This is a genomic window from Streptomyces sp. DH12 (genome assembly GCF_020873895.1).
Classification (GTDB): Bacteria; Actinomycetota; Actinomycetes; order Streptomycetales; family Streptomycetaceae; genus Streptomyces.
Map to the genome: position 1 here is coordinate 138,770 of NZ_JAHWGT010000017.1, position 22,258 is coordinate 161,027.

At 75.1% G+C, this 22,258-nt stretch carries 17 protein-coding genes; 12 read left to right on the forward strand and 5 right to left on the reverse strand.

Annotated features, from left to right (window positions below):
* Nucleotides 1-91: 91 nt before the first annotated feature.
* The 3 genes from LPA54_RS17850 to LPA54_RS17860 are packed head-to-tail and all read right to left on the reverse strand — an operon-like array spanning nucleotide 92 to nucleotide 2,880.
* Nucleotides 92-1,396, reverse strand: a complete 1,305-nt coding sequence (locus tag LPA54_RS17850) for a coenzyme F420-0:L-glutamate ligase (protein ID WP_228978831.1) — start codon at nucleotides 1,394-1,396, stop codon at nucleotides 92-94.
* A complete protein-coding gene (gene cofD / locus LPA54_RS17855) occupies nucleotides 1,393-2,349 on the reverse strand; it encodes a 2-phospho-L-lactate transferase (protein ID WP_228978832.1) in 957 nt (318 codons plus the stop codon). Before cofD ends, LPA54_RS17850 begins: the two co-directional genes overlap by 4 nt.
* Nucleotides 2,350-2,361: 12 nt before the next feature.
* A complete protein-coding gene (locus tag LPA54_RS17860; RefSeq protein WP_228978834.1) occupies nucleotides 2,362-2,880 on the reverse strand; it encodes a cysteine dioxygenase family protein in 519 nt (172 codons plus the stop codon).
* A gap of 688 nt (nucleotides 2,881-3,568) precedes the next feature.
* Between LPA54_RS17860 and LPA54_RS17865 the strand changes: the two genes are divergently transcribed.
* The 3 genes from LPA54_RS17865 to LPA54_RS17875 all read left to right on the forward strand — a co-directional run bounded on the left by LPA54_RS17865 (nucleotide 3,569) and on the right by LPA54_RS17875 (nucleotide 9,846).
* Nucleotides 3,569-3,832, forward strand: coding sequence for a WhiB family transcriptional regulator (locus tag LPA54_RS17865; protein WP_023588371.1), 264 nt, complete (start codon nucleotides 3,569-3,571; stop codon nucleotides 3,830-3,832).
* A 654-nt stretch (nucleotides 3,833-4,486) separates the two neighbouring features.
* Entirely contained in the window at nucleotides 4,487-8,242 is a 3,756-nt protein-coding gene (locus LPA54_RS17870; protein WP_228978836.1) for a glycosyltransferase family 2 protein, read from the forward strand.
* On the forward strand, nucleotides 8,239-9,846 hold the full coding sequence (locus tag LPA54_RS17875) for a DUF5719 family protein (protein ID WP_228978838.1): 1,608 nt from the start codon (nucleotides 8,239-8,241) through the stop codon (nucleotides 9,844-9,846). Before LPA54_RS17870 ends, LPA54_RS17875 begins: the two co-directional genes overlap by 4 nt.
* Nucleotides 9,847-10,096: 250 nt before the next feature.
* On the opposite strand, the gene LPA54_RS17880 is transcribed toward LPA54_RS17875, so the two are convergent.
* Nucleotides 10,097-10,525: a metallopeptidase family protein gene (locus tag LPA54_RS17880; protein ID WP_228978840.1), complete on the reverse strand. Its 429-nt coding sequence runs from the start codon at nucleotides 10,523-10,525 to the stop codon at nucleotides 10,097-10,099.
* Between the two features lie 292 nt (nucleotides 10,526-10,817).
* On the opposite strand from LPA54_RS17880, the gene LPA54_RS17885 reads away from it, so the two are divergent.
* The 8 genes from LPA54_RS17885 to LPA54_RS17920 all read left to right on the forward strand — a co-directional run bounded on the left by LPA54_RS17885 (nucleotide 10,818) and on the right by LPA54_RS17920 (nucleotide 19,647).
* Complete coding sequence (locus tag LPA54_RS17885) at nucleotides 10,818-11,246, forward strand: DUF3499 domain-containing protein (RefSeq protein ID WP_228978841.1); 429 nt, start codon at nucleotides 10,818-10,820, stop codon at nucleotides 11,244-11,246.
* Nucleotides 11,247-11,399: 153 nt separating this feature from the next.
* Complete coding sequence (locus LPA54_RS17890) at nucleotides 11,400-12,764, forward strand: phosphomannomutase/phosphoglucomutase (RefSeq protein ID WP_228978843.1); 1,365 nt, start codon at nucleotides 11,400-11,402, stop codon at nucleotides 12,762-12,764.
* 364 nt (nucleotides 12,765-13,128) lie between these two features.
* Nucleotides 13,129-13,311 (forward strand): Trm112 family protein, encoded by a 183-nt coding sequence (locus LPA54_RS17895; RefSeq protein ID WP_228978845.1) that lies wholly within the window; start codon nucleotides 13,129-13,131, stop codon nucleotides 13,309-13,311.
* Nucleotides 13,312-13,365: 54 nt separating this feature from the next.
* Complete coding sequence (locus tag LPA54_RS17900) at nucleotides 13,366-14,508, forward strand: SIS domain-containing protein (RefSeq protein WP_228978847.1); 1,143 nt, start codon at nucleotides 13,366-13,368, stop codon at nucleotides 14,506-14,508.
* Nucleotides 14,509-14,732: 224 nt separating this feature from the next.
* Entirely contained in the window at nucleotides 14,733-15,911 is a 1,179-nt protein-coding gene (manA, locus tag LPA54_RS17905; protein WP_228978849.1) for a mannose-6-phosphate isomerase, class I, read from the forward strand.
* Nucleotides 15,912-16,007: 96 nt separating this feature from the next.
* Nucleotides 16,008-16,925: a cation diffusion facilitator family transporter gene (locus tag LPA54_RS17910; protein ID WP_228978851.1), complete on the forward strand. Its 918-nt coding sequence runs from the start codon at nucleotides 16,008-16,010 to the stop codon at nucleotides 16,923-16,925.
* A gap of 463 nt (nucleotides 16,926-17,388) precedes the next feature.
* The gene (gene ahcY, locus LPA54_RS17915; RefSeq protein ID WP_228978852.1) at nucleotides 17,389-18,846 is read left to right on the forward strand and encodes an adenosylhomocysteinase; all 1,458 of its coding nucleotides are present in this window, start codon (nucleotides 17,389-17,391) and stop codon (nucleotides 18,844-18,846) included.
* Between the two features lie 186 nt (nucleotides 18,847-19,032).
* The gene (locus LPA54_RS17920; RefSeq protein ID WP_228978854.1) at nucleotides 19,033-19,647 is read left to right on the forward strand and encodes a hypothetical protein; all 615 of its coding nucleotides are present in this window, start codon (nucleotides 19,033-19,035) and stop codon (nucleotides 19,645-19,647) included.
* 55 nt (nucleotides 19,648-19,702) lie between these two features.
* Here the strand turns inward: LPA54_RS17920 and LPA54_RS17925 are convergent, their stop codons facing one another.
* Entirely contained in the window at nucleotides 19,703-20,695 is a 993-nt protein-coding gene (locus tag LPA54_RS17925) for an RDD family protein (protein WP_228978856.1), read from the reverse strand.
* 122 nt (nucleotides 20,696-20,817) lie between these two features.
* Between LPA54_RS17925 and LPA54_RS17930 the strand changes: the two genes are divergently transcribed.
* A complete protein-coding gene (locus tag LPA54_RS17930) occupies nucleotides 20,818-21,825 on the forward strand; it encodes a stage II sporulation protein M (RefSeq protein ID WP_228978885.1) in 1,008 nt (335 codons plus the stop codon).
* The last annotated feature ends 433 nt before the right edge of the window (nucleotides 21,826-22,258 follow it).

Here is a 22,258-nt window from a genome sequence, read left to right on the forward strand (position 1 = left end):
CTCGCGTACCCCACGGCTCGACGGCCGGGGCGCGCACCGGCCGGCCGGGACCGGCCCGCGCCGGGCCCCGTCCCGCCGGCGCGGCCGGGCCTCACCGCACCGTGAGGAACGCCTCCGGGTCCCGCGCGGGCCGGGGCCGCGGCGGCTGCGCCGGCCGGCCGACGGCGACGGCGCCCATCGGGTCCCACTCCTCCGGCAGGTCCAGCACGCGCCGTACGACGTCGCGGCAGAACATCGTGGACGACACCCACGCCGAGCCGAGCCGCTCGCCCGCCAGCGCCACCAGCAGGTTCTGCACGCCGGCCCCCGCCGCGACGACGAACATCTCCCGCTCCGCCGCGGCCCGGCGCTCGTCCGGGTAGGCGTGGGCGCCGTCCGCCACCAGGCAGGGCACCACCAGGTACGGCGCGTCGCGCAGCACGTCCCCGCGGCGGACGCGCCGGGCGACGGCCTCCTCGCCGAGCCCGTCGGCCCGCAGGTCGGCGACCCACGCGTCCCGCATCGCGTCCAGCAGCCGCACCCGCGACTCGGCGGACTCCAGCAGCACGAACCGCCACGGCGTGGTGTGGTGCGGGGCGGGCGCCGTCACCGCCGCGGCGACCGCCCGCCGCACGGCGCCGGGGTCGACCGGGTCGCCGGTGAAGGCCCGTACGGTACGGCGCTGGGTGACGGCCTCGCGCACCGCCTCGGACGTGCCGAGCCGGAACATGTCGCCGTCCGCGCCGCGCACCAGGGCCCGCGCCCCGCGCACGTCCTCGCCGTCCCCGGCCACCAGGTGAGGCAGGCCGCGTACGACGGCGACGGGCCGCCCGGCGGTCTTGCCCTTCACCAGGTCCCCGGCGGCGGCCAGCTCGTCGGCGCTGGCCACGACCGTCGCGACGAGCGGGTTGCCGTGGGCGTCGGTGCCGCCGCGCAGGTCGTCCAGGACCCGCACCCCGGCCGCCCCGATCGCCACGTCCGTCAGGCCGCTGCGCCAGGGTCGCCCGAACGTGTCGGTGACGACGACGCCGACGTCGACGCCGAGCCGGGCCCGCAGCCCCGCGCGGATCGCCCGCGCCGAGGCGTCGGGGTCCTCGGGCAGCAGCAGGACCGTCCCGGCCGGGGTGTTCGACGCGTCGACGCCGGCGGCGGCCATGACGAGGCCGTTGCGGTTCTCGACGATCCGCAGGGAGCCGCGCCGGGCGACGACGCGGACCGTCTCGGCGTCGATGGCGGCCTCGCGGTCCGCGGCGGCGACGACGCGGCCCTCCGCCTTGCTCACGATCTTGGAGGTGACGATGACGACGTCGCCGTCGGCCAGGTCCGGCTCGACGGCGGCGATCAGCTCCGCGAGGTCGTCGCCCTGCGCGACCTCCGGTATCCCGGCCGGCGCCCAGACCCGGTAGCCGGCCGTCACCCGCGTACCTCCTCGGCGAGGGCGAGTGCCTCGCGTGCCATCGCCGCGGCGGCGTCCACGTCGGTCATCATCAGCGGGACGGCCCGGCAGCGGATGCCCGCGGCCTCCACCTCGGCCACCGCGTCCGCGTCGACGGTGTCGACGAGCCAGCCGTCGAGGAGGCCCGAGCCGTAGTGCCGGGCGACCGCCGCGGCCGTCGCCTCGACGCCGACCGCGGCGAGGACCTTGTCGGCCATGCCGCGCACCGGGGCGTTCCCGACGATCGGCGACAGCCCGACGACCGGCACGCCGGCCTCGGCGACCGCCTCCCGGATGCCGGGCACCGCGAGGATCGTGCCGACGCTCACCACCGGGTTGGACGGCGGGAAGAGCACGACGTCCGCCTCGGCGATCGCCTCCAGCACGCCGGGCGCCGGCTTGGCCTGCTCGGCGCCGACGGGCACGACCGCGTGCGCGTCGACGGAGGCGCGCAGCCGCACCCAGTACTCCTGGAAGTGCACGGCCCGCCGCTCGCCGTCCAGCTCGACCGCGATGTGCGTCTCCACCCGGTCGTCGGACATCGGCAGCAGCCGCACGCCCGGCCGCCACCGGTCGCACAGCGCCTCGGTGACGGCGCTCAGCGGGTAGCCGGCGCCCAGCATCTGCGTGCGGACGATGTGCGTGGCGAAGTCCCGGTCGCCGAGGCCGAACCACTCGGGTCCCACCCCGTACGCCGCGAGTTCCGCCTTCACCTGGAACGTCTCGTCGGCCCGCCCCCAGCCCTGTTCCTCGTCGATGCCACCGCCGAGGGTGTACATCACCGTGTCGAGGTCGGGGCAGACCTTCAGCCCGAACAGATGGATGTCGTCACCCGTGTTGCCGATGACCGTGATGTCCGCGTCGGGCGCGGCCCGCTTGAGGCCGCGCAGGAAACGGGCACCGCCGATGCCACCGGCCAGAACCACCATGCGCATACGGGCAGTTTGTCAGGCGGAGGACCCGCTCCGGGCACGCGGGGCGGAACTGTGGACGACCGCGGGGCCGCCGTGCATCGGCATCTCGGTCAGACCCGGGTAGTAGACGTGCAGGCTGACGGCCGGTTCGAGCGAATCGTTGACGATCCCGTGCGCGTAGCCGGGCGCGAACACCCGCTGCGCGCCCCGGCGGAGCGTCCGCACGCCCGTCGCCGTACGTTCCGTCAGCTCGCCGTCCAGCACGGTCAGCACGCCGGACGACCTGCCGTGGTCGTGGGTGCCGCCGGTGCCCTGGCCGGGCAGCCAGGACAGCAGCCACACCTCGTAGCCGGGGCCGGTGCGCAGCCGGTGGTACCAGCGGGTGGTGGCGTCGTACGCGACGAGGTGCGCCCACCGGGAGCGGTCGGCGGCGATGGAGCGGGCGAGCCCGGCGTACTCGGCGACGGTGTCGGGGTGCTCCTTCTCCGGCTGGAGGAGGTGCTGGACGGCGAGGATGTCGCCGGCGATCTGGAGGTCGCTGTCGCTGTTCATGGCTGGGATGTGTCCTCGGCTGAGCGTGGTCGGCGGGAGGGCGGTGCGGGTGCGGCTGCGCGCGGGGTCCGGGGGACCGGGACGTGCGCGCGTGCGGCGTGGGACGCGCCGGGGAGGGGGCTGGAGCGCTAGGGCATCAACAGCAGGAACAGCAACAGCGCGCGTGGACAGCGCGGCGGAACCCACGGGCATCGTGGGTCGCGAAGGGCGCTGTGGTCGCTGGCATGCCCTCAAAGGTGGCCTGGCGCGAATCCTCTGTCAACCCGATGCCCGGTTTGGCCGCAATGTTTCACCTCATCCGGTTACTGGGCCGGGAGAAAGGTTTGTGCGGCGGGAGTCGGGGACACATGGCGCAGGAACCGCCCGCGCAAACGCCCCCGAGCGGTCGTGACCTGACTGTGATCCGGATCGCTTCGGCGAACCGGCCGCAACACGGCCGACGTTAGGGACGTCCTCCACGGGAGAGACGTCATGGACGGAGCGCGGAAGGAGCGGCGGGTGTCTCATTTTTACCGATATGAACACTTACCGCATACCTTTGGTTCCGCAGAGTGAATACCGGGCCCAATAGCAGATCCCAGCTTGACTGCCCCGGAGCTACACACTTGTAATTTCACTCGTGTCGTTCGGCCGGAAAAAAGGGAAACGGCGGCATCACGGGGATGTTGATGACAGACGAGGGGCGCACATGACCGAGTTGTTCCAGGAGCTGCTGGTCGAGGACGCGGACGAGGAACTCGGCTGGCAGGAGCGCGCGTTGTGCGCCCAGACCGACCCCGAGTCCTTCTTCCCCGAGAAGGGCGGATCCACGCGCGAGGCAAAGAAGGTATGCCTTGCCTGTGAAGTCCGTTCGGAATGCCTCGAATACGCACTGGCCAATGACGAGAGATTCGGAATCTGGGGCGGCCTCTCCGAGCGTGAGCGCCGCCGTCTGAAGAAGGCGGCCGTCTGACCCTCCCGGACCGCGGCCCCGTGGGGACCGCGCCGGCGGGTACGGGGCCCGCACCCGTGGCCACCCGCCCGCCTCAGGCCCCGCCACCTCGGGCGGGCCGCCCAGCCGACCCGGGCAGGCCGCCGCCCCGCGCGCAGCGCCGCGGCAGTACGCGGGCAGCCCCGCCAGGGGCCCCGGGCCGCCCCCTGGGGGCCGCCGCAGCGCCACCCCGGCCCGGGATGCGCGCCGCCGTACGTACCCGGACCACCACCGCCCGCGCCGGCCCGCCGTCGTCGGCCGCGCCGCCACGGCGCCCGCCTGACCAGGGGGCGGACTCCGCCGACCAGCGCGCAGGCCCCCTCCGGCCGCCGTCCTGGCCCACCGGCCCGGCCGCCGCCCTGGCCCACCGGGCCTCGGCCGTCTTCCCCGGCAACCGCCCTCGGCAACCGCCCCCGGCCACCGGGCCCGGCGCCCGCCGACCCCGGGCCGTCGGCCGCCGACGGCCCTCCCCACCGCGGACGACGACCGCCCCGCACCCCGCCGACCGCCCGCCGCCCGTGGTCTGTCCACAGGCGGCGGACCGCTGTCGTGCCAGCCATTAGTGTGGAGCCCCGTCAAAGACGCTCCGACGCCCCGCGACGCGGGCGACCCCCCGGCCGGAGGGCCCGTACCTCGATGTCCGCCACCACAGCCGCGTTTTCCGCCGCATCCCCGCCGCAGCAGCCCGAGTTCCCGCGGCACGTCGTCACCGCCGTGCTCGTCTCCCACGACGGGGCCCGCTGGCTGCCGGACGCCCTCGCCGGACTCCTCGGTCAGGAGCGGCCCGTGCAGTACGCCGTCGCCGCCGACACCGGCAGCGCCGACGACTCCGCCCGTCTCGTCGGCGAGGCCCTCGGCGACGAGCGGGTGCTGCACCTCGCCCGCCGGACCGGCTTCGGCGCCGCCGTCGACGAGGCCGTGCGCTCCGCACCCGTCCTCGGCCCCGACGACCTGCCGTACCTGAAGCGGCCCAGCGGCTGGGACCCCGCCAGCAGGACCTGGCGCGACGACGCCTACGACCAGCCGGAGCTGCCCCACGGCGAACCGGTCCAGTGGCTGTGGCTCCTCCACGACGACTGCGCCCCCGCCCCCGACGCCCTCGCCGAACTGCTCCGCGTCGCCGACTCCGACGCGTACGCCGCCGTCGTCGGCCCCAAGCTCCTCGGCTGGTACGACCGCAAGCAGCTCCTCGAAGTCGGCGTCTCCATCGCCAACAGCGGCCGCCGCTGGACCGGCCTCGACCGCCGCGAGCAGGACCAGGGCCAGCACGACCAGATCCGCCCCGTCCTGTCCGTCTCCAGCGCCGGCATGCTCGTGCGCCGCGACGTCTTCGAGGAGCTCGGCGGCTTCGACCGCCGCCTGCCCCTCATGCGCGACGACGTCGACCTGTGCTGGCGCGTCCACACCGCGGGCCACCGCGTCCTCGTCGCCCCCGACGCCGTCGTCCGCCACGCCGAGGCGGCCTCCCGCGAGCGCCGCACCGTCGACTGCGCCGGCCGCTCCGTCGCCAACCCGCACCGCGTCGACAAGGCCGGAGCCGTCTACACCCTCCTCGCCAACGCGCGCGGAGCCGCCCTGCCGTACGTCTTCGTCCGGCTCCTGCTCGGCACCCTGCTGCGCACCCTGGCCTACCTCGTGGGCAAGGCACCCGTCCAGGCCGTCGACGAGGTCATGGGCCTCTTCGGCGTCCTGCTCCGCCCCGGGCGGATCCTCGCCGCCCGCCGCAGACGCGCCTCCCGCGCCGTCGACGCCGCCGAACTGCGGCCCCTCTTCCCGCCCCCGGGCGCCACCGTCCGCGCCACCGTCGAACAGGTCGCCTCCAACATGGGCGGCGGCGACGCCGACGCGGGCGGCTCGCGGCACGGCGCCGTCGAGTCCGGCCCCGGCGGCGACGACGCCGACTACCTGGAGATCGAGCAGTTCGCCCGGCTCAAGAAGATCGCCCGCAAGCCGGGCCCGGTCCTCTTCGCCCTGCTCCTCCTCGTCTCCCTCGTCGCCTGCCGCGGCCTCTTCGGCGGCGGCTCCCTCGCCGGCGGCGCCCTCCTGCCCGTCCCCGACACCGTCGGCGAGCTGTGGGGCCGGTACGCCGACGCCTGGCACCCCCTGGGCACCGGCGGCACCCAGAGCGCCCCGCCCTACCTCGCCCTCCTCGCCGGCCTGTCCGGGCTCTTCCTCGGCTCCACCGGCTTCGCCCTGACGGTGCTGCTCGTCTGCTCGGTGCCGCTCGCCGGCTTCACCGCCTACTTCGCCTCGCGCTCCCTCGTCGAGTCCCGGCTCCTGCGCGCGTGGGGCGCCGTCGCCTACGCCTTCCTGCCCGCCGCCACCGGCGCCCTCGCCACCGGCCGCCTCGGCACGGCCGTCCTCGCGATCGTCCTGCCCCTGGTGGCCCGCGCCGCCGTCGCCGCCTACGGGCTGCGCGGCGGCGGCCGCGGCGCCCCCCGCGGCAGCTGGCGCGCCACCTGGGCGTACACCTTCCTGCTCACCTTCACGATGGCGTTCACGCCCGTCGTGTGGCCGCTCGCCGTCGTCCTCGGCGTCGCCGCCCTCGCCCTGCGCCGCGACGACATCACCGCCTACGGGCTGCGCCTCGTCGCCGTCGCCGGCACGCCGCTGCTGCTCCTCGCCCCCTGGTCGCTGACCCTGCTGACCGACCCGGCCGCCTTCCTGACGGAGGCCGGCACGCGGATCCGCACCGGCCCGGCCTCCGCGCTCGACCTCCTCGGCACCAGCCCCGGCGGCCCCCGCACGGTCGGCGGCCTCGTCCTGATCGGCCTCGTCCTCGCCGCCCTCGCCGCCCTGCTCCGCGCCGAGCGGCGCTTCGCCGTCCACTGCGCCTGGGCCGTCGCCCTCGTCGCCCTCCTCTTCGCCGTCCTCACCAACGGCTCCGGCGAGCACGGCACCGGCTGGGCCGGCCCCGCCACCCTCGTGTACGGCCTCGCCCTGCTCGCCGCCGGCATGCTCGGCGCCGAGGGCGGCCGCACCCGCGTCGCCGCCCAGAGCTTCGGCTGGCGCCAGCCCGTCGCCGCGCTCATCGCCCTCGCCGCCGCCGTCGGCCCCCTCGTCTCCGCCGTGACGTGGATGATCGGCGGCGCCGCCGGACCGCTGGAGCGCCGCGACCCCACGCAGGTCCCGGCGTTCGTCGCCGAGGAGAGCGGCACCCGCGACCAGCCGCGCACCCTCGTCCTCGACGGCCCCTCCACCGCCCAGGTCGGTTACGCCCTCGTGCGCGGCTCCGGCGCCCGCCTCGGCGACGCCGAGCTGACCGCCACGGCCGGCGGCGACCCGCGCCTCGACAAGGTCGTCGCGCACCTCGTCGCCGGCTCCGGCGCGGACCAAACCGCCGAGCTGAGGGGCTTCGCCATCCGGTACGTGCTCGTCCGCGACGGCGCCCCGCGCGAAATGGGCCGCGTCCTCGACGCCACCCCCGGCCTCAGCCGGCTCAGCCAGCGCGACGGCAGCGCCCTGTGGCGGGTCGACCGCCAGGTCGCCCGCGTCGTCATCGTCCCCGGGGCCGCCGCCGGCGGGGGCGAGCCGCAGCCCGTCGGCTCCGGCCCGGTCGAGGCCCACGACGACATCCCCGCCGGCGGGCCGGGCAGGATCCTGCGCGTCGCGGACCGCGCCGACGACGGTTGGCGGGCCACCCTCGACGGTGAGCCCCTGGAGAAGACCACCGTCGACGGCTGGGCCCAGGGCTTCGAACTCCCCACCCACGGCGGCCGCCTCGACCTGACGTACCGGGCGCCCCTCACCCACGCCGCGTGGATCTGGGCCCAGTGCTCCCTCGCCGTCTTCCTGCTCGTCCTGGCCCTGCCCGGCCGCCGCCGCGACGTCGACGACGACCTGCCGGAGGAGGCCGTCGCCCTGCCCGCCCAGGACACCACCGGCGACGGCCGCCGCGCCCGCCGGCTGCGCGCCGCCGCCGACACCGACGGCGCCGGGATCGAGGCCCACGAGCCCGACCCGGCGGCCGACGCCGACCCGTACGCCATGCCGGCCCCCGGCAGCCGCCCCGCCACCGACTGGGGCGACGCCCCCGGCGTCCCCGCCCCGCCGGCCGCCCCCGACCACGGCGGCTCGCCCTACGGGGAGCCGTACGCCCAGCCGTACGGCCGGCAGCCGCACGACCGGCAGTCATACGCCCGACAGCCCCACGACGGGCAGCCGTACGCCCCGCAGCCGGAGGCACCCCACCAGGCGCCCCACGGCGGCGCCGCCGCGTACCGGCAGTACGACCCGTCCGAGCCGTACGACCCCTCCGCGTACGGCGTCCCGTACGACCCGCAGCAGCACGACCCGCAGCAGTACGACCCGCGGTATCCGTACCCGCAGGACCGGTACGACCCGTACGGCCACGAGAACGAGCAGCGTCCCGACGGGAGCAGCCACCAGTGAACCGCAGCACCCTCTCCCTCCTCGCGGCCGCGACGGCCCTGGCGGCCCTCACCGGGGTCGCCACGTTCACCGCGCCCGCCCCCGACGCCGCCACCGCCGCCGGCGCGGCGCCCGCCCGGCTGCCCGTCGAGCGCAGCAGCCTGCTGTGCCCGGCGCCGAGCTCCTCCGAGGTCGCCGAGACGACGTACACCTCCTTCACCCCCGGCGCCGGCGACGCCCCCGGCGGCACGGCACCCGGTACGGGCGGGGCCGGCGGGGCGAAGGTGCCGGACCTCGCCGAGCTGAAGCCGTCCGCCGCCGTCCAGGACACGACCGCCGCCCCTGGGAAGGCGGACGCGCGGAAGGCAGACAAGCCGGCCGACACCGCCGACGCGGCCGCCGCCAAGAAGCCGCCGGCCGCCGAGAAGGCCGTCCTCACCGCCACCGCGCCCGGCAAGCCCGTCGCGGCGCAGGCGGACGGCGCCGACGCGCCCGCCCTCATCGGCGTCGCCTCCGGCCGCCTCGCCCCCGGCTGGACCACCCAGCAGACGACGCTCGTCCCGGCCGGCGGCGCGCGCGGCCTGCTCGGCGTCGGCTGCTCGGCGCCCGACACCGCCTTCTGGTTCCCCGGCACCTCCACCGCCGAGAACCGGCGCGACTACGTCCACCTCACCAACCCCGACGACAGCGCCGCCGTCGTCGACGTCGAGCTGTTCGGACCCGAGGGCCCGCTCAAGTCGCAGCTCACCGACGGCATCCCCGTCCCCGCCCGCTCCAGCGTCCCGGTCCTGCTGTCCACGCTGACCGCCGACCCGGCCACCTCCGACGTCACCGTGCACGTCACGACGCGCAGCGGCCGCGTCGGCGCCGTCGTCCGCTCCGCCGTCGACCAGCTCGGCAGCGACTGGCTGCCCGCCTCCGCCGACCCGGCCGGCACGCTCGTCCTGCCCGGCATCCCCGCCGACGCCACGTCCGTGCAGCTCATCGCCTACACGCCGGGCGAGGACGACGCCGAGATGAGGATCCAGCTCGTCGGCGCGACCGGCACGATCACCCCCGCCGTCCAGGAGACGATCCGCGTCAAGTCGCGGATGACCGCCTCAGCCGACCTCAAGGGCCTCACCAACGGCGAGGCCGGCGCGCTGCTGCTCACCCCCGCCCAGAAGAGCAGGGCCACGCCCGTCGTCGCCGCTCTGCGCGTGATCCGGGGCTCCGGTGAGAAGCAGGAGGTCGCGTTCATCCCGGCGACCGGCCCGGTGGGGGAGCAGGCGACCGTCGCCGACAACCGCGCCAAGGGCACCACCCTCTCCCTCACCGCGCCCGCCGGGGCCGCCGAGGTCGAGGTGACGGCGTCCGCCGGGACGGAGGGCGGCACGCCCACGACCAAGACGTACACGGTGAAGGCGGGCACCACCCTGTCCGTGACCCCGCCCGTACCGGCCGGGCTCAAGGGCTCCTACGCCCTGACCGTCCGGACCGTCTCCGGCGGCCCCGTGCACGCCGCGCGCATGCTGGCCCTGCCGCAGGACGGCATCGCGATGTTCACCGTCCAGACCCTCGCCGACGACCGCGGCAGGGTGGCCGTCCCGCGCGCGCAACAGGACCTGTCGGTCCTGGAGGACTGACCGGGCCGAGCACCCCCGGGGGAGGCCCGCCCCCCGGCGCCCGTCAGTCGGCCGACGGCAGCGGAGGGGCCGTGGCGGGTCGCCCCCGCAGAGGTCGGCGGCGTCATGGGGGTGACTTCCCGCGGTACGCGAGGCCGCCGACCCCGAGGAGGTGACCCGGCGCGGCCCCGACCCCACCCACCGTCGCCCGCCGCCGCGTGGCGCCCCGGGGGACGGGCCAGCGGAGGACCGGCGGCCGGCAGGGCGTCGGTCAGTCCTCCCCGTACCGCGGGTCCACCGACTCGGGCGCCAGCCCCAGCAGGTCGGCGACCTGCTCGACGACCACCTCGTGGACGAGCAGCGCCCGCTCGTCGCGGCTCTTGGCCCGCAGCTCCACCGGCCGCCGGTAGACGACCACGCGCGCGGACCGCTCGCGCGTCGCCGGTGCCGAGCTGCCCAGCGGCACCGAGTCGTCCGGCGCGGCCGGCACCTCCAGCACCATGAAGTCCACCTCGGCGAGCTGCGGCCACCGCCGCTCCAGCCGCTCCACGGAGTCCTGCACGAGGTCCCGGAACGTGTCCCCCCGGGAGGCGGACAGCGGCACCTGCGGCGGCGCCACGGGCCCGCGCATCCCGCGCCCGTGGCGGTCACGGCGGCGCGGGCGGGGCTCGGTCGGACGGGATGCTCCGGGACTGTCCATCACCTGACGCAGCGTAGCCCTCCCGAGCGCGCTGCGTGGCCCCGCACACCCCCACCGCCCCGGCCCGCCCCCGCACCGCCCGGGGTGCGATCCGGCCAGGCACCGGCGCGATCCGGCACGGCCTCCGATCGGCCCACACCCGCGAACCCCCCGAGCCGCCCCCCGCACCCCCGGCGGACCGGCCGCCCCGCGCCCCACCGCGCCCGCCCGCGCACCCGTCCCCGCAGGTCCGGGCGGCCCTCCCGCACCCCTCTGTGCCCGACGTCACACCGCGACACGGGCGAGTGACCTGGTGGAGAGTCGTCGCGGCCCGCTCAAGAGTGCGGTACCGTCCAACGTCGTGAGCCCTGTACGTCGCTGTTCGCGCACCGCGTGCGGCCGCCCTGCCGTCGCGACACTGACGTACGTCTATGCCGACTCGACCGCGGTCCTCGGCCCGCTCGCCACCTACGCCGAACCCCACTGCTACGACCTGTGCGCCGAGCACAGCGAGCGCCTCACCGCGCCCCGCGGCTGGGAGGTCGTCCGCCTCTCCGACGCCTCCGGCCCCACGCGCCCCAGCGGTGACGACCTGGAGGCCCTCGCCAACGCCGTGCGCGAGGCCGCCCGCCCGCAGGAACGCACGGCCCAGGCCGGCGGCAAGTCCGGCGGCCGCGGCGGGGACCCCGTCGAGGTCGGCCGCCGCGGGCACCTGCGCGTCCTGCGCTCCCCGGACTCCTGACGCCTCACCGCGCCCGTCCCGGCCACCGCCCGCCCGCCGCCCGGCCCGCCTCCCCGGTACGGCCCGGTACGCCCCTGGCACGTCCCTCCGCGTGTCCCCGCCACACCGGCGGGTAGCTTGTGTACCCCACACAGGCTCGCAGGAGGTTGGTCAGTGACTGCTGATCTGTCGCAGATCGTCAAGGCGTACGACGTCCGCGGAGTGGTACCGGATCAGTGGGACGAGGTACTCGCCGAGCTGTTCGGCGCCGCCTTCGTCCGGGTGACCGGCGCCGACGCCGTCGTCGTCGGCCACGACATGCGCCCCTCGTCGCCCGGCCTGTCCGGCGCCTTCGCGCGCGGAGCCGCCGCCCAGGGGGCCGACGTCACCCTGATCGGGCTGTGCTCCACCGACCAGCTGTACTTCGCGTCGGGACACCTCGGCCTGCCGGGCGCCATGTTCACCGCGTCCCACAACCCGGCGCAGTACAACGGCATCAAGATGTGCCGCGCCGGCGCCGCCCCCATCGGCCAGGACAGCGGCCTCGGCGAGATCCGCGCGCTCGTCGAGGGCTGGCGCGACTCCGGCGCCCCGGCCCCGGCCGCCACCCCCGGCGAGGTGACCAGGACCGACACCCTCGCCGCCTACGCGGAGTACCTCAGGTCGCTGGTGGACCTCAGGTCCATCCGCCCCCTGAAGGTCGTCGTCGACGCGGGCAACGGCATGGGCGGCCACACCGTCCCCACCGTGTTCGAGGGCCTGCCCCTCACGCTCGTCCCGATGTACTTCGAACTGGACGGCACCTTCCCCAACCACGAGGCCAACCCCCTCGACCCGGCCAACATCGTCGACCTCCAGCAGCGCGTCCGCGCCGAGGGCGCCGACCTCGGCCTGGCCTTCGACGGCGACGCCGACCGCTGCTTCGTCGTCGACGAGCGCGGCGAGCCCGTCTCCCCGTCCGCCGTGACCGCCCTCGTCGCCGCCCGCGAGCTGGCCAAGCACCCCGGCGGCACGGTCATCCACAACCTGATCACGTCGCTGTCCGTGCCCGAGGTCGTCCGCGAGAACGGCGGCACCCCCGTCCGCACCCGCGTCGGCCACTCGTTCATCAAGGCGGAGATGGCCCGCACGGGCGCCATCTTCGGCGGTGAGCACTCGGCGCACTACTACTTCCGCGACTTCTGGAACGCCGACACGGGCATGCTCGCCGCCCTCCACGTCCTCGCCGCGCTCGGCGGGCAGGAGGGCACGCTGTCCGCGCTCGTCGCCGAGTACGACCGGTACGCCGGGTCCGGCGAGATCAACTCCACCGTCGCCGACCAGGCCGCCAGCGCCGCCGCCGTACGCGAGTCCTTCGCCGGCCGCGACGGCGTCACCACCGACGAACTCGACGGCCTGACCGTCCAGGGCGACGGCTGGTGGTTCAACCTGCGGGCGTCCAACACCGAACCGCTGCTCCGCCTCAACGTCGAGGCGAAGGACGACGCCACCATGGCGAAGGTCCGCGACGAGGTGCTCGCCCTCGTCCGCGCCTCCTGACGCACGCCCCGCGCGCCCCGGCCCCCGCCTCCCCACCCCGACCCGGACCCGGACCCGGACCCGGACCCGGACCCGGACCCGGAACGGAACACGAGGTGTGGGGCCGGGGGTACGGGGCACGAGCGCAACACCACCCGGCCACCCCGGGGTCCGCGCCACCACCCGTGCCCCGCCCCCCGGCGGTAGGCTGGCGTCGCCGCGCACCCACCGCACCACGACGCGGCACGCACCACCCGCACGCACCACCCGCACGACGCAGCACACCACGACGCCGCACCGGCCACCCGGTCCGCGCCCGGACCCACCGGCCGCCGCACCGACCGGCCACCGCCCCGGCGCCGCCGCACCCGAAGGGACCCGCCCCATGCCGCTCGAAGCCGGCCTCCTGGACATCCTCGCCTGCCCGGCCTGCCGCGCCCCCCTCGCCGACCGCACCACCGACGAGACGCCCGAGCTGCTGTGCACCGGCGACGACTGCGGCCTGGCCTACCCCGTACGGGACGGCATCCCGGTGCTCCTCGTCGACGAGGCCCGCCACCCCGCCTGACCGCGACGCGCACTGCCCGGCGACATCCCGCAACGGCGACCGGAGGCCCCGCCCATGCTCGACGAGTCACTGCTCGACGACCCCGAAGCCCTCGCCCGGGCAGACCGCCGCGGCCTCCTGCGCGGCGCCGCCGGAGCCGGGGCCCTCGTACGCACCGCGGCCCGGCACGCCACGGAGGCCGGGGTGACCGCGCTCGAAGCCGAAGGCCGCCCCCGTACCGTCCTCGTGGCCGGTACCGGTACGGCCGCCACCGGCGTCGCCGACCTGATCGCGGCCCTCGCCGGGGCGTCCGCGCCCGTGACCCGGCTCCACCCCACCGGCGTCGCCCCGGCCGCCGGCGCCCTGCGCTGGACCCTGCCGGGCTGGGCCGGCCCGGTGGACCTGCTGCTCATCCCGACCACCGACGGCTCCGAACCCGGCCTCGCCCTCCTCGCCGAGCAGGCGTACCGCCGCGGCGTCACCGTCGTCTCCGTCGCCCCCAAGGGCTCACCGATCGCGGAGGCCGTCGACGGCACCCACGGCCTGGTCGTCCCCATGGCCGCCGCGTCCCACGAACGGTACGAGGAGGAGGCCCAGCAGGCCCCCGGCCCCGGCGCCCTGTGGGCGCTGCTCACGCCGCTCCTCGCCCTCCTCGACCGCGTCGGCCTGTTCACCGCGCCCGCCGAAGCGCTGGAGAAGGTCGCCGACCGCCTCGACCGCGTCGCCGAACGCTGCGGCCCCGCCGTCGCCACGTACAGCAACCCGGCCAAGACCCTCGCCGCGGAGCTCGCCGACACCCTGCCCCTCATCTGGACCGAGGGCACCGCCGCCCCCGTCGGCCGCCGCTTCGCCGCCGTCCTCGCCGAGATCGCCGGCCGCCCGGCCCTCGCCGGCGAGCTGCCCGAGGCGCTGCCCGCCCACGGCGGCCTCCTCGCCGGGGACTTCGCCGCGGGCGCCGACCCCGACGACTTCTTCCGCGACCGCGTCGAGGACCCGCAGGCCCTGCACGCCCGCGTCGTCCTCCTGCGCGACCGGCCCGCCGACGCCGGCGGCCTGACCGCCGCCCCCGCCGCCCGGGAAGTGGCGCTCGGCCACGACACGGCCATCAGCGAACTCGAACCGGAGGAGGGCAGCCCGCTCGAAGCCCTCGCCGAGCTGCTCGCCGTGACCGACTTCGCCGCCTGCTACCTGGCCCTGGCCTCCGCCGGACGCCCCTGACCCCGCCGCCGGCACCCGAACCCCGGTCACCGGCACCCGAAGCCCCACCGCCCGCACCCGACGCCCGGTCACCGGCGTCGACCCGGAGCCCCGCCACCGCAGCGCGACGGCGGAGCCACCGGCCCCGCCCGACCCGGCGGGCCCGACCCCCGCCCGCCCCCGGAGGCCCCCGCCCCGGCACGCACGCCCCGGCCCCGCCCGGCACGCACACGAAAGCACCGCCCATGGACCGCCTCTCCAACACCGTCCGCCCCTACGCCTGGGGCTCCACGACGGCCATTGCGGAACTGCTCGGCACCGCCCCCACCGGCGAGCCCCAGGCCGAGATGTGGATGGGCGCCCATCCCGGCGCACCCTCCCGCGTCACCCGCCCCACCCCCGACGGCGGCGAGCGGGAGGTGCCGCTCACCGACGTCATCGCCGCCGACCCGGAGCAGGAACTCGGCCCCGCCGCCGTCGCCCGCTTCGGCCCCCGCCTGCCCTTCCTCCTCAAGCTCCTCGCCGCCGCGGCCCCCCTCTCCCTCCAGGTCCACCCCGACCAGGACCAGGCGCGGGCCGGCCACGCCGCCGAGGAGAGCGCGGGCATCCCCCTCGACGCCCCCCACCGCAACTACCGCGACGGCAACCACAAGCCCGAACTGCTCTGCGCCCTCACCCCCTTCGAAGGGTTCTGCGGCTTCCGCGCCCCCGCCGAGACCGCCGACTTCCTCGCCGCCCTCGACGTCGACTCCCTCAAGCCGTACGTGGACCTCCTCCGCGCCCACCCCGAGGACGCCGCCCTGCGCGAGGTCCTCACCGCCGTCCTCACCGCCGACCCCGACGCCATGGCCGCCACCGTCACCGAGACCGCGGCCGCCTGCGAACGCCTCGGCGGCGCCCACGCCCCGTACGCCGCCCTCGCCCACCACCACCCCGGCGACCCCGGCGTCCTCGCCGCGCTCCTCCTCAACCACGTCCTGCTCCAGCCCGGCGAGGGCCTCTACCTCCCCGCGGGCGTCCCGCACGCCTACGTCAGCGGACTGGGCGTGGAGGTCATGGCCAACTCCGACAACGTCCTGCGGTGCGGCCTCACCCCCAAGCACGTGGACGTCCCCGAACTCCTGCGCGTCGTCCGCTTCACCGCCGGCGACCCCGGGATCCTGCGCCCCGAGGCGTCCCCCACCGGCGAGGAGGTCTACGAGACCCCCGTCGAGGAGTTCCGCCTCTCCCGCTACGCCCGCCCCGAGGGCGCCGCGCCCGTGGACCTCACCGCCCGCACCCCGCAGATCCTCCTCGCCACCGCGGGCACGCCCCGCGTCGGCGACCTCACCCTCGCCCCGGGCGGGTCCGTGTTCGTCCCGGCCGGCGAACCCGTCGAACTGTCCGGTGCCGGGACCCTCTTCCGGGCCACCGTGGTGGCCTGAGTGATCCCCGCTTCCCAGGGCTGCGACAATGACCCGCCGTAAAGATCAGGCCGAATCCAAGAGCCCACCGGGGACCAGCGAAGGGACAGGACACGCATGAGCGCGTCAGGCGGAACCAAGGCGATCGTGGCGGCACTCGTCGCCAATCTGGCGATCGCGGTGAGCAAGTTCGTGGCGTTCCTCTTCAGTGGTTCGTCATCGATGCTCGCCGAGTCGGTGCACTCGCTCGCCGACTCCGGGAACCAGGGACTCCTCCTGCTCGGCGGCAAGAAGGCGAAGCGGGACGCGACACCGCAGCACCCCTTCGGCTACGGCCGCGAGCGGTACATCTACGCCTTCCTCGTCTCCATCGTCCTCTTCTCGGTCGGCGGCATGTTCGCCCTCTACGAGGGCTACGAGAAGATCAAGCACCCGCACGAGATCACGGCCTGGTACTGGCCCGTCGGCGTCCTCGTCTTCGCGATCATCGCCGAGACGTTCTCCTTCCGCACCGCCATCAAGGAGTCCAACGAGGTCCGCGGCAAGCGCTCCTGGAAGGACTTCGTCCGTACCGCGAAGGCGCCCGAACTGCCCGTCGTCCTCCTGGAGGACCTCGGCGCCCTCGTCGGCCTGATCCTCGCCCTCGTCGGCGTCAGCCTCGCCCTCATCACCGGCGACGGCGTCTGGGACGGCATCGGCACCCTCTGCATCGGCGCGCTGCTGATCCTCATCGCGATCGTCCTCGCCGTCGAGACCAAGTCCCTCCTCCTCGGCGAGTCCGCCGGCATCGAGGAGGTCCGCAAGATCGAGAACGCCGTCGTCGACGGCACCACCGTCACCGGCATCATCCACATGCGCACCCTCCACCTCGGCCCCGAGGAACTCCTCGTCGCCGCGAAGATCGCCGTGCAGCACGACGACACCGCGTCCGAGGTGGCCGCCGCCATCGACGCCGCGGAGGCGCGCATCCGCGCCGCCGTCCCGATCGCCCGGGTCATCTACCTGGAGCCGGACATCCTCAAGGCCACCCGCTGACCGCCGGGGCCGGCCGCCGACCCACCGGCGCCCGCCCCGCCACCACCGGCGCCCGCCCCGCCACCAGCGCCGACCGCCACCGGCCGCGCGACGACCGCCGCCGGCCCACCCGGCACCCGAAGGCCCCGGCCCCACCCCCGGGGCCTTCCCCGTCCCCACCCACGCCCACCCGAGCCCTCACCCCCTCACCCCCGCCCCGACGCCCGGACACCCCGACGCCCGGACACCCCGGCGGCCGGCCGACCGGAACCCGCCCCGACGGACTTGAAGCCCGCGCACCCCGTCGGTGTAGATTCGAAAAGAGCCAGACGTCGCTGCTGATGGCGGTCGGGCGGTCCCGACGGACCGGCCGAGGGAGAGAGGGCCTCCGACGACTGCACCGCACGTGTCCGGGCATCCGTGTGTCCGCCACGGCGGAGCCAGCCGTACCCACCTCGACCCGTACCACGAGGAGCAGCCCGAAATGACGACTGTCGACAACCGGCAGGACTTCAAGGTCGCCGACCTCTCCCTGGCCGAGTTCGGCCGCAAGGAGATCTCCCTCGCCGAGCACGAGATGCCCGGCCTCATGGCGATCCGCGAGGAGTACGCCGCGTCCCAGCCCCTGGCCGGCGCCCGCATCACCGGCTCCCTGCACATGACCGTGCAGACCGCCGTCCTCATCGAGACCCTCGTCGCCCTCGGCGCCCGGGTCCGCTGGGCCTCCTGCAACATCTTCTCCACCCAGGACCACGCCGCGGCCGCCATCGCCGTGGGCCCCGACGGCACCCCCGACGACCCGCGGGGCATCCCCGTCTTCGCCTGGAAGGGCGAGACCCTGGAGGAGTACTGGTGGTGCACCGAGCAGGCTCTGACCTGGCCGGACGCCCCCACTGGCGGCCCCAACATGATCCTCGACGACGGTGGTGACGCCACCCTCCTCGTCCACAAGGGCGTCGAGTTCGAGAAGATCGGCGAGGCCCCGGACCCCTCCACCGCGGACAGCGAGGAGTACGCCCACATCCTGAGCCTCCTCAACCGCACCCTCGGCGAGAACCCGCAGAAGTGGACCCGCCTCGCCTCCGAGATCCGCGGCGTCACCGAGGAGACCACCACGGGCGTCCACCGCCTGTACGAGATGCACCGCGACGGCACCCTCCTCTTCCCGGCGATCAACGTCAACGACGCCGTCACCAAGTCGAAGTTCGACAACAAGTACGGCTGCCGCCACTCCCTCATCGACGGCATCAACCGCGCCACCGACGTCCTCATCGGCGGCAAGGTCGCCGTCGTCTGCGGCTACGGCGACGTCGGCAAGGGCTGCGCCGAGTCCCTCCGCGGCCAGGGCGCCCGCGTCATCGTCACCGAGATCGACCCCATCTGCGCCCTTCAGGCCGCGATGGACGGCTACCAGGTCACGACCCTCGACGAGGTCGTCGAGACGGCCGACATCTTCATCACCACCACCGGCAACCGCGACATCATCATGGCCACCGACATGGTCAAGATGAAGCACCAGGCGATCGTCGGCAACATCGGCCACTTCGACAACGAGATCGACATGGCCGGCCTCGCCCGCATCCCCGGCATCGTCAAGGACGAGGTCAAGCCGCAGGTCCACACCTGGACCTTCCCCGACGGCAAGAAGATCATCGTCCTCTCCGAGGGCCGCCTGCTGAACCTGGGCAACGCCACCGGCCACCCGTCCTTCGTGATGTCCAACTCCTTCGCGGACCAGACCCTGGCCCAGATCGAGCTGTACACGAAGCCCGAGCAGTACCCGACCGACGTCTACGTGCTGCCCAAGCACCTCGACGAGAAGGTCGCCCGGCTCCACCTCGACGCGCTCGGCGTCAAGCTCACCACGCTCCGCCCCGAGCAGGCCGACTACATCGGCGTCCAGGTCGAAGGCCCCTTCAAGCCGGACCACTACCGCTACTGACCCGTCCGGGCCCCGGCCCGACACCGCGGCCACCCACGGCCGCGCCCGCAGCAGCAGATGGACAGGCAGGCCCCCGCACCCCCGTGCCGGGGGCCTGCCCCGTACCCGGCCGACCCGGCGCCGACCCGGCCACTGCCCCCGCCGTCACCGCCGGCGCCGCGACCCCGACCAGAACCCCGAGGACCCATGCCCCGCGGCCGCTATTCGCTCCACGACCCGCACGACCACACCCCCCTCGGCGAAGAACACTTCCACTGCGCGCCCGGCCCCTCCGGCTGGCGCTACGTCGCCCAGACCACCACCCCCTCCGGCGACCACGCCGGCTCCGTCGACCTCACCCTCGACGCCCTCGGCCGCCCCCTCCGCCTCGAAATGCACGCAGGCGGCTGGCAGGTACGAGGCGCCGCACTCGACGGCGTCACCTGGGTCCGCACCGACCCCACCGGCACCCACGCCACAGAAGGCAACGTCCCCGCCCACGCCTTCACCGGCACCTCCCCGGCCTTCCTCGTCGCCCTGACACGGCTGCTGCGCCTCGCCCCCGGGTCCGGCGCCACCCGCGTCCGCCTCGTCGCCCTCACGGACCCGGTCCTCGCCCCCCTCACCGTCGACCAGTCCTGGGCACTGCTGAGAAGTGAAGCGCACCCCACTGACAACGGCCCCCTGACAGTGGACGAGTACCAGGTCACCACCCTCGACACCGGTGAACGGCACGCCGTCCACATCGCCGGCGACGTCGTCCTCGCCGCTCCCGGCATCGAGTTGGAGGACCTGCAGAGCCCGCCCTCCACCTTCGCCTGACCCGCCCCGAGGCCGCCGAAGCCCGCGCTGCCCGCCCCGCCTGCCGGGAACCGACCTACGAGGGCGGCGCGAACCCGCTGGAGGACGAGGACGAAGACGCCCCCCGCCCCGTACCGCCACCCGCCCCGCGCCCGGCCGCAGTCACCCCCACACCACCGGCACCATCAATCCCACCGGCACCACCAAAGCCGCTGGCACCGCCAAACCCGCTGGCACCGCCAAACCCCGAACCACCCGACCCGGCAACCCCCGCACCCACCGCCGGCCCTACACCCGCTGCCGCCCCGACACCCACACCCGCCGCAGGCGCCACACGCCGCGCGTCCCGCGCCTGCCGCTCGTGCACCACGGCCGCCAGAAACGCCGCAGCCGGCACCCCCGGCGGCGGAGGCGCCCCCGTACGCGCCACGAGCTCGTCCGCCAACCGCTCGGCCAGCACCCGCCCCGCCGCCGGGTCCAACTGCCCCATCCGCGTCAGGTACTGCCGTATCCCCAGCCACAGGGAATCCGGCACCGCCGACAGGTCGAGCTGCGAGAACCGCCCCACCAGCCACGGCGGCGGAGGAGGCACCGGCGCCGTACGCCCCACCGGCACGCGCTCCCGCACCACCAGCGTCCCCGCGAACACGTCACCCACCCGCCGCCCGCGCGCCGACACCAGCGAGGCGATACACGCGATCACCCCGAAGCTCATCAGGATCTCCACCATCCCGATCAACCCCCGCACCAGCGCGTGCCGGAACCGGATGGGCCCCCCGTCATCCCGCACCACGCGCAACCCGCACGCCAGCTTCCCCAGCGACCGCCCGTGACTCAACGTCTCCACGGCTATCGGCCCGCCCACCAGAACCAGCAGGAACGACGCGACCGACACCGCCATCGCCGCCGCCTCGTCCAGCGACGCCGTGGCGAACGCGAGACCGATGGACACCAGCAGGAACGCCACCCACACCACCACGAGGTCGACGAGCAGGGCCAACGCCCGGCTCGGCAGCCGCGCCGGCCGCAAACCCAGGACGACCGCGTCCCCCGTCACGACCTCACTCACGCCGCCCACCCCTTCTCCGACCTCGCCCGACCGCTCCCCACGCCAGTCTGCCAAGCTGGCCGACAACGCGCCGCAGGAGTACGCACCGTATGCACCCCCGTGCCCAGGAGCCGCAGCCGATCATGGACCTCGACGTCTACGTCACCGCCCACCGAGCCGAGTGGGACCGCCTGGACCACCTCCTGGGCCGCGGCCGCCGCCTCACCGGCGCCGAAGCGGACGAACTCGTCGCGCTCTACCAGCGCACCGCCACCCACCTCTCCGTCATCCAGACCACGGCGCCGGACCCCGCGCTCACCGCACGGCTCACCCAGCTCGTGGCGCGTGCCCGCGCCACCGTCACGGGAACCCGCCGGGCCTCCTGGCGCGACGCCGCGCACTTCCTGACCGCCGGCTTCCCCGCCGCCGTCTACCTCTCGCGCCACTGGTGGATCCCCACGGCCGTCCTCTCCACCCTGCTCGCCGCACTCATCGGCTGGTGGATCGGCGCCCACCCCGAGGTGCAGTCCGCCATCGCGGCCCCCGACGAACTCCGCCAGATGACCCGCCCCGGTGGCGATTACGAGACCTACTACTCCAGCCACCCCGCGGCCTCCTTCGCCGCCCAGGTGTGGACGAACAACGCCCGCGCCGCCGCCCTGTGCCTCGTCCTGGGAGCCTTCCTCTGCCTCCCCGTGCTGTGGATCCTCTTCGTCAACATGCTGAACCTGGGCGTCGGCATCGGCCTCATGGCGTCCGCGGGCCGCCTCGACACCTTCCTCGGCCTGGTCCTCCCGCACGGCCTGCTGGAGCTCACCGCCGTCTTCGTCGCCGCCGGGACCGGCCTGCGCCTGGGTTGGACGCTCATCGACCCGGGCCCGTACTCCCGCCGCACGGCCGTCGCCCGACAGGGCAGGGCCGCCGTCGGCATGGCCGTCGGCCTGGCCCTGGTCCTGCTCGTGGCCGGCGTCATCGAAGGCTTCGTCACCCCCTCCGGCCTGCCCACCTGGGCCCGCATCGCCATCGGCGTCGCCGCCGAGGCCGCGTTCCTCCTGTACGTGTACGTCCTCGGCGGCCGCGCGGCCAGGGCCGGTGAGGCGGGCGACGTGGAGGCCGCCGACCGCAGCGCGGAGCTGCCGACCGCCGCCTGATGTGCGTCGCACCCCGCCGACCTGCTACTGTCCTCTTCGCCCGCCAAACCTGTTGACACAGGAGCGGTGGGGAGGTAGATTCAAACGGTTGCGTCGGACTGGACAAGTTCGAGCGCAGCGGGTAGATTCTCTCTTGCTTCGAGACGGAACCGGTCAGGTTCTCGCCGGAGCTAATCGATTCCCTTTATCCGGATCCCGGCCGTGAAATCGGCGGAGATCAGTCTGATAAAGTCGGATCAAGCCGAAAGGCAAAAGGCCCCCGATGGCCATCGGAAACAGAATCCGGACCGGAAACGGAACGGAAAACGGATCTGATAGAGTCGGAATCGCCGGAAAGGGAAACGCGAAAGCGGAGAACGGCCCGGCAGCCCGCTCCAGCGGGTGGCAGAGAAGGAAATCGGATCTGCTAGGCTGGAGACACGAAAGACCGAAG

Excerpts from the sequence above, each read along its gene's own strand:
- cofD (WP_228978832.1), bottom strand. The coding sequence starts at position 2,349 with ATGCGCATGGTGGTTCTGGCCGGTGGCATCGGCGGTGCCCGTTTCCTG.
- LPA54_RS17860 (WP_228978834.1), bottom strand. The coding sequence starts at position 2,880 with ATGAACAGCGACAGCGACCTCCAGATCGCCGGCGACATCCTCGCCGTC.
- LPA54_RS17865 (WP_023588371.1), top strand. The coding sequence starts at position 3,569 with ATGACCGAGTTGTTCCAGGAGCTGCTGGTCGAGGACGCGGACGAGGAA.
- LPA54_RS17870 (WP_228978836.1), top strand. The coding sequence starts at position 4,487 with ATGTCCGCCACCACAGCCGCGTTTTCCGCCGCATCCCCGCCGCAGCAG.
- LPA54_RS17880 (WP_228978840.1), bottom strand. The coding sequence starts at position 10,525 with ATGGACAGTCCCGGAGCATCCCGTCCGACCGAGCCCCGCCCGCGCCGC.
- LPA54_RS17895 (WP_228978845.1), top strand. The coding sequence starts at position 13,129 with ATGCCGCTCGAAGCCGGCCTCCTGGACATCCTCGCCTGCCCGGCCTGC.
- LPA54_RS17900 (WP_228978847.1), top strand. The coding sequence starts at position 13,366 with ATGCTCGACGAGTCACTGCTCGACGACCCCGAAGCCCTCGCCCGGGCA.
- manA (WP_228978849.1), top strand. The coding sequence starts at position 14,733 with ATGGACCGCCTCTCCAACACCGTCCGCCCCTACGCCTGGGGCTCCACG.
- LPA54_RS17910 (WP_228978851.1), top strand. The coding sequence starts at position 16,008 with ATGAGCGCGTCAGGCGGAACCAAGGCGATCGTGGCGGCACTCGTCGCC.
- ahcY (WP_228978852.1), top strand. The coding sequence starts at position 17,389 with ATGACGACTGTCGACAACCGGCAGGACTTCAAGGTCGCCGACCTCTCC.
- LPA54_RS17920 (WP_228978854.1), top strand. The coding sequence starts at position 19,033 with ATGCCCCGCGGCCGCTATTCGCTCCACGACCCGCACGACCACACCCCC.
- LPA54_RS17930 (WP_228978885.1), top strand. The coding sequence starts at position 20,818 with ATGGACCTCGACGTCTACGTCACCGCCCACCGAGCCGAGTGGGACCGC.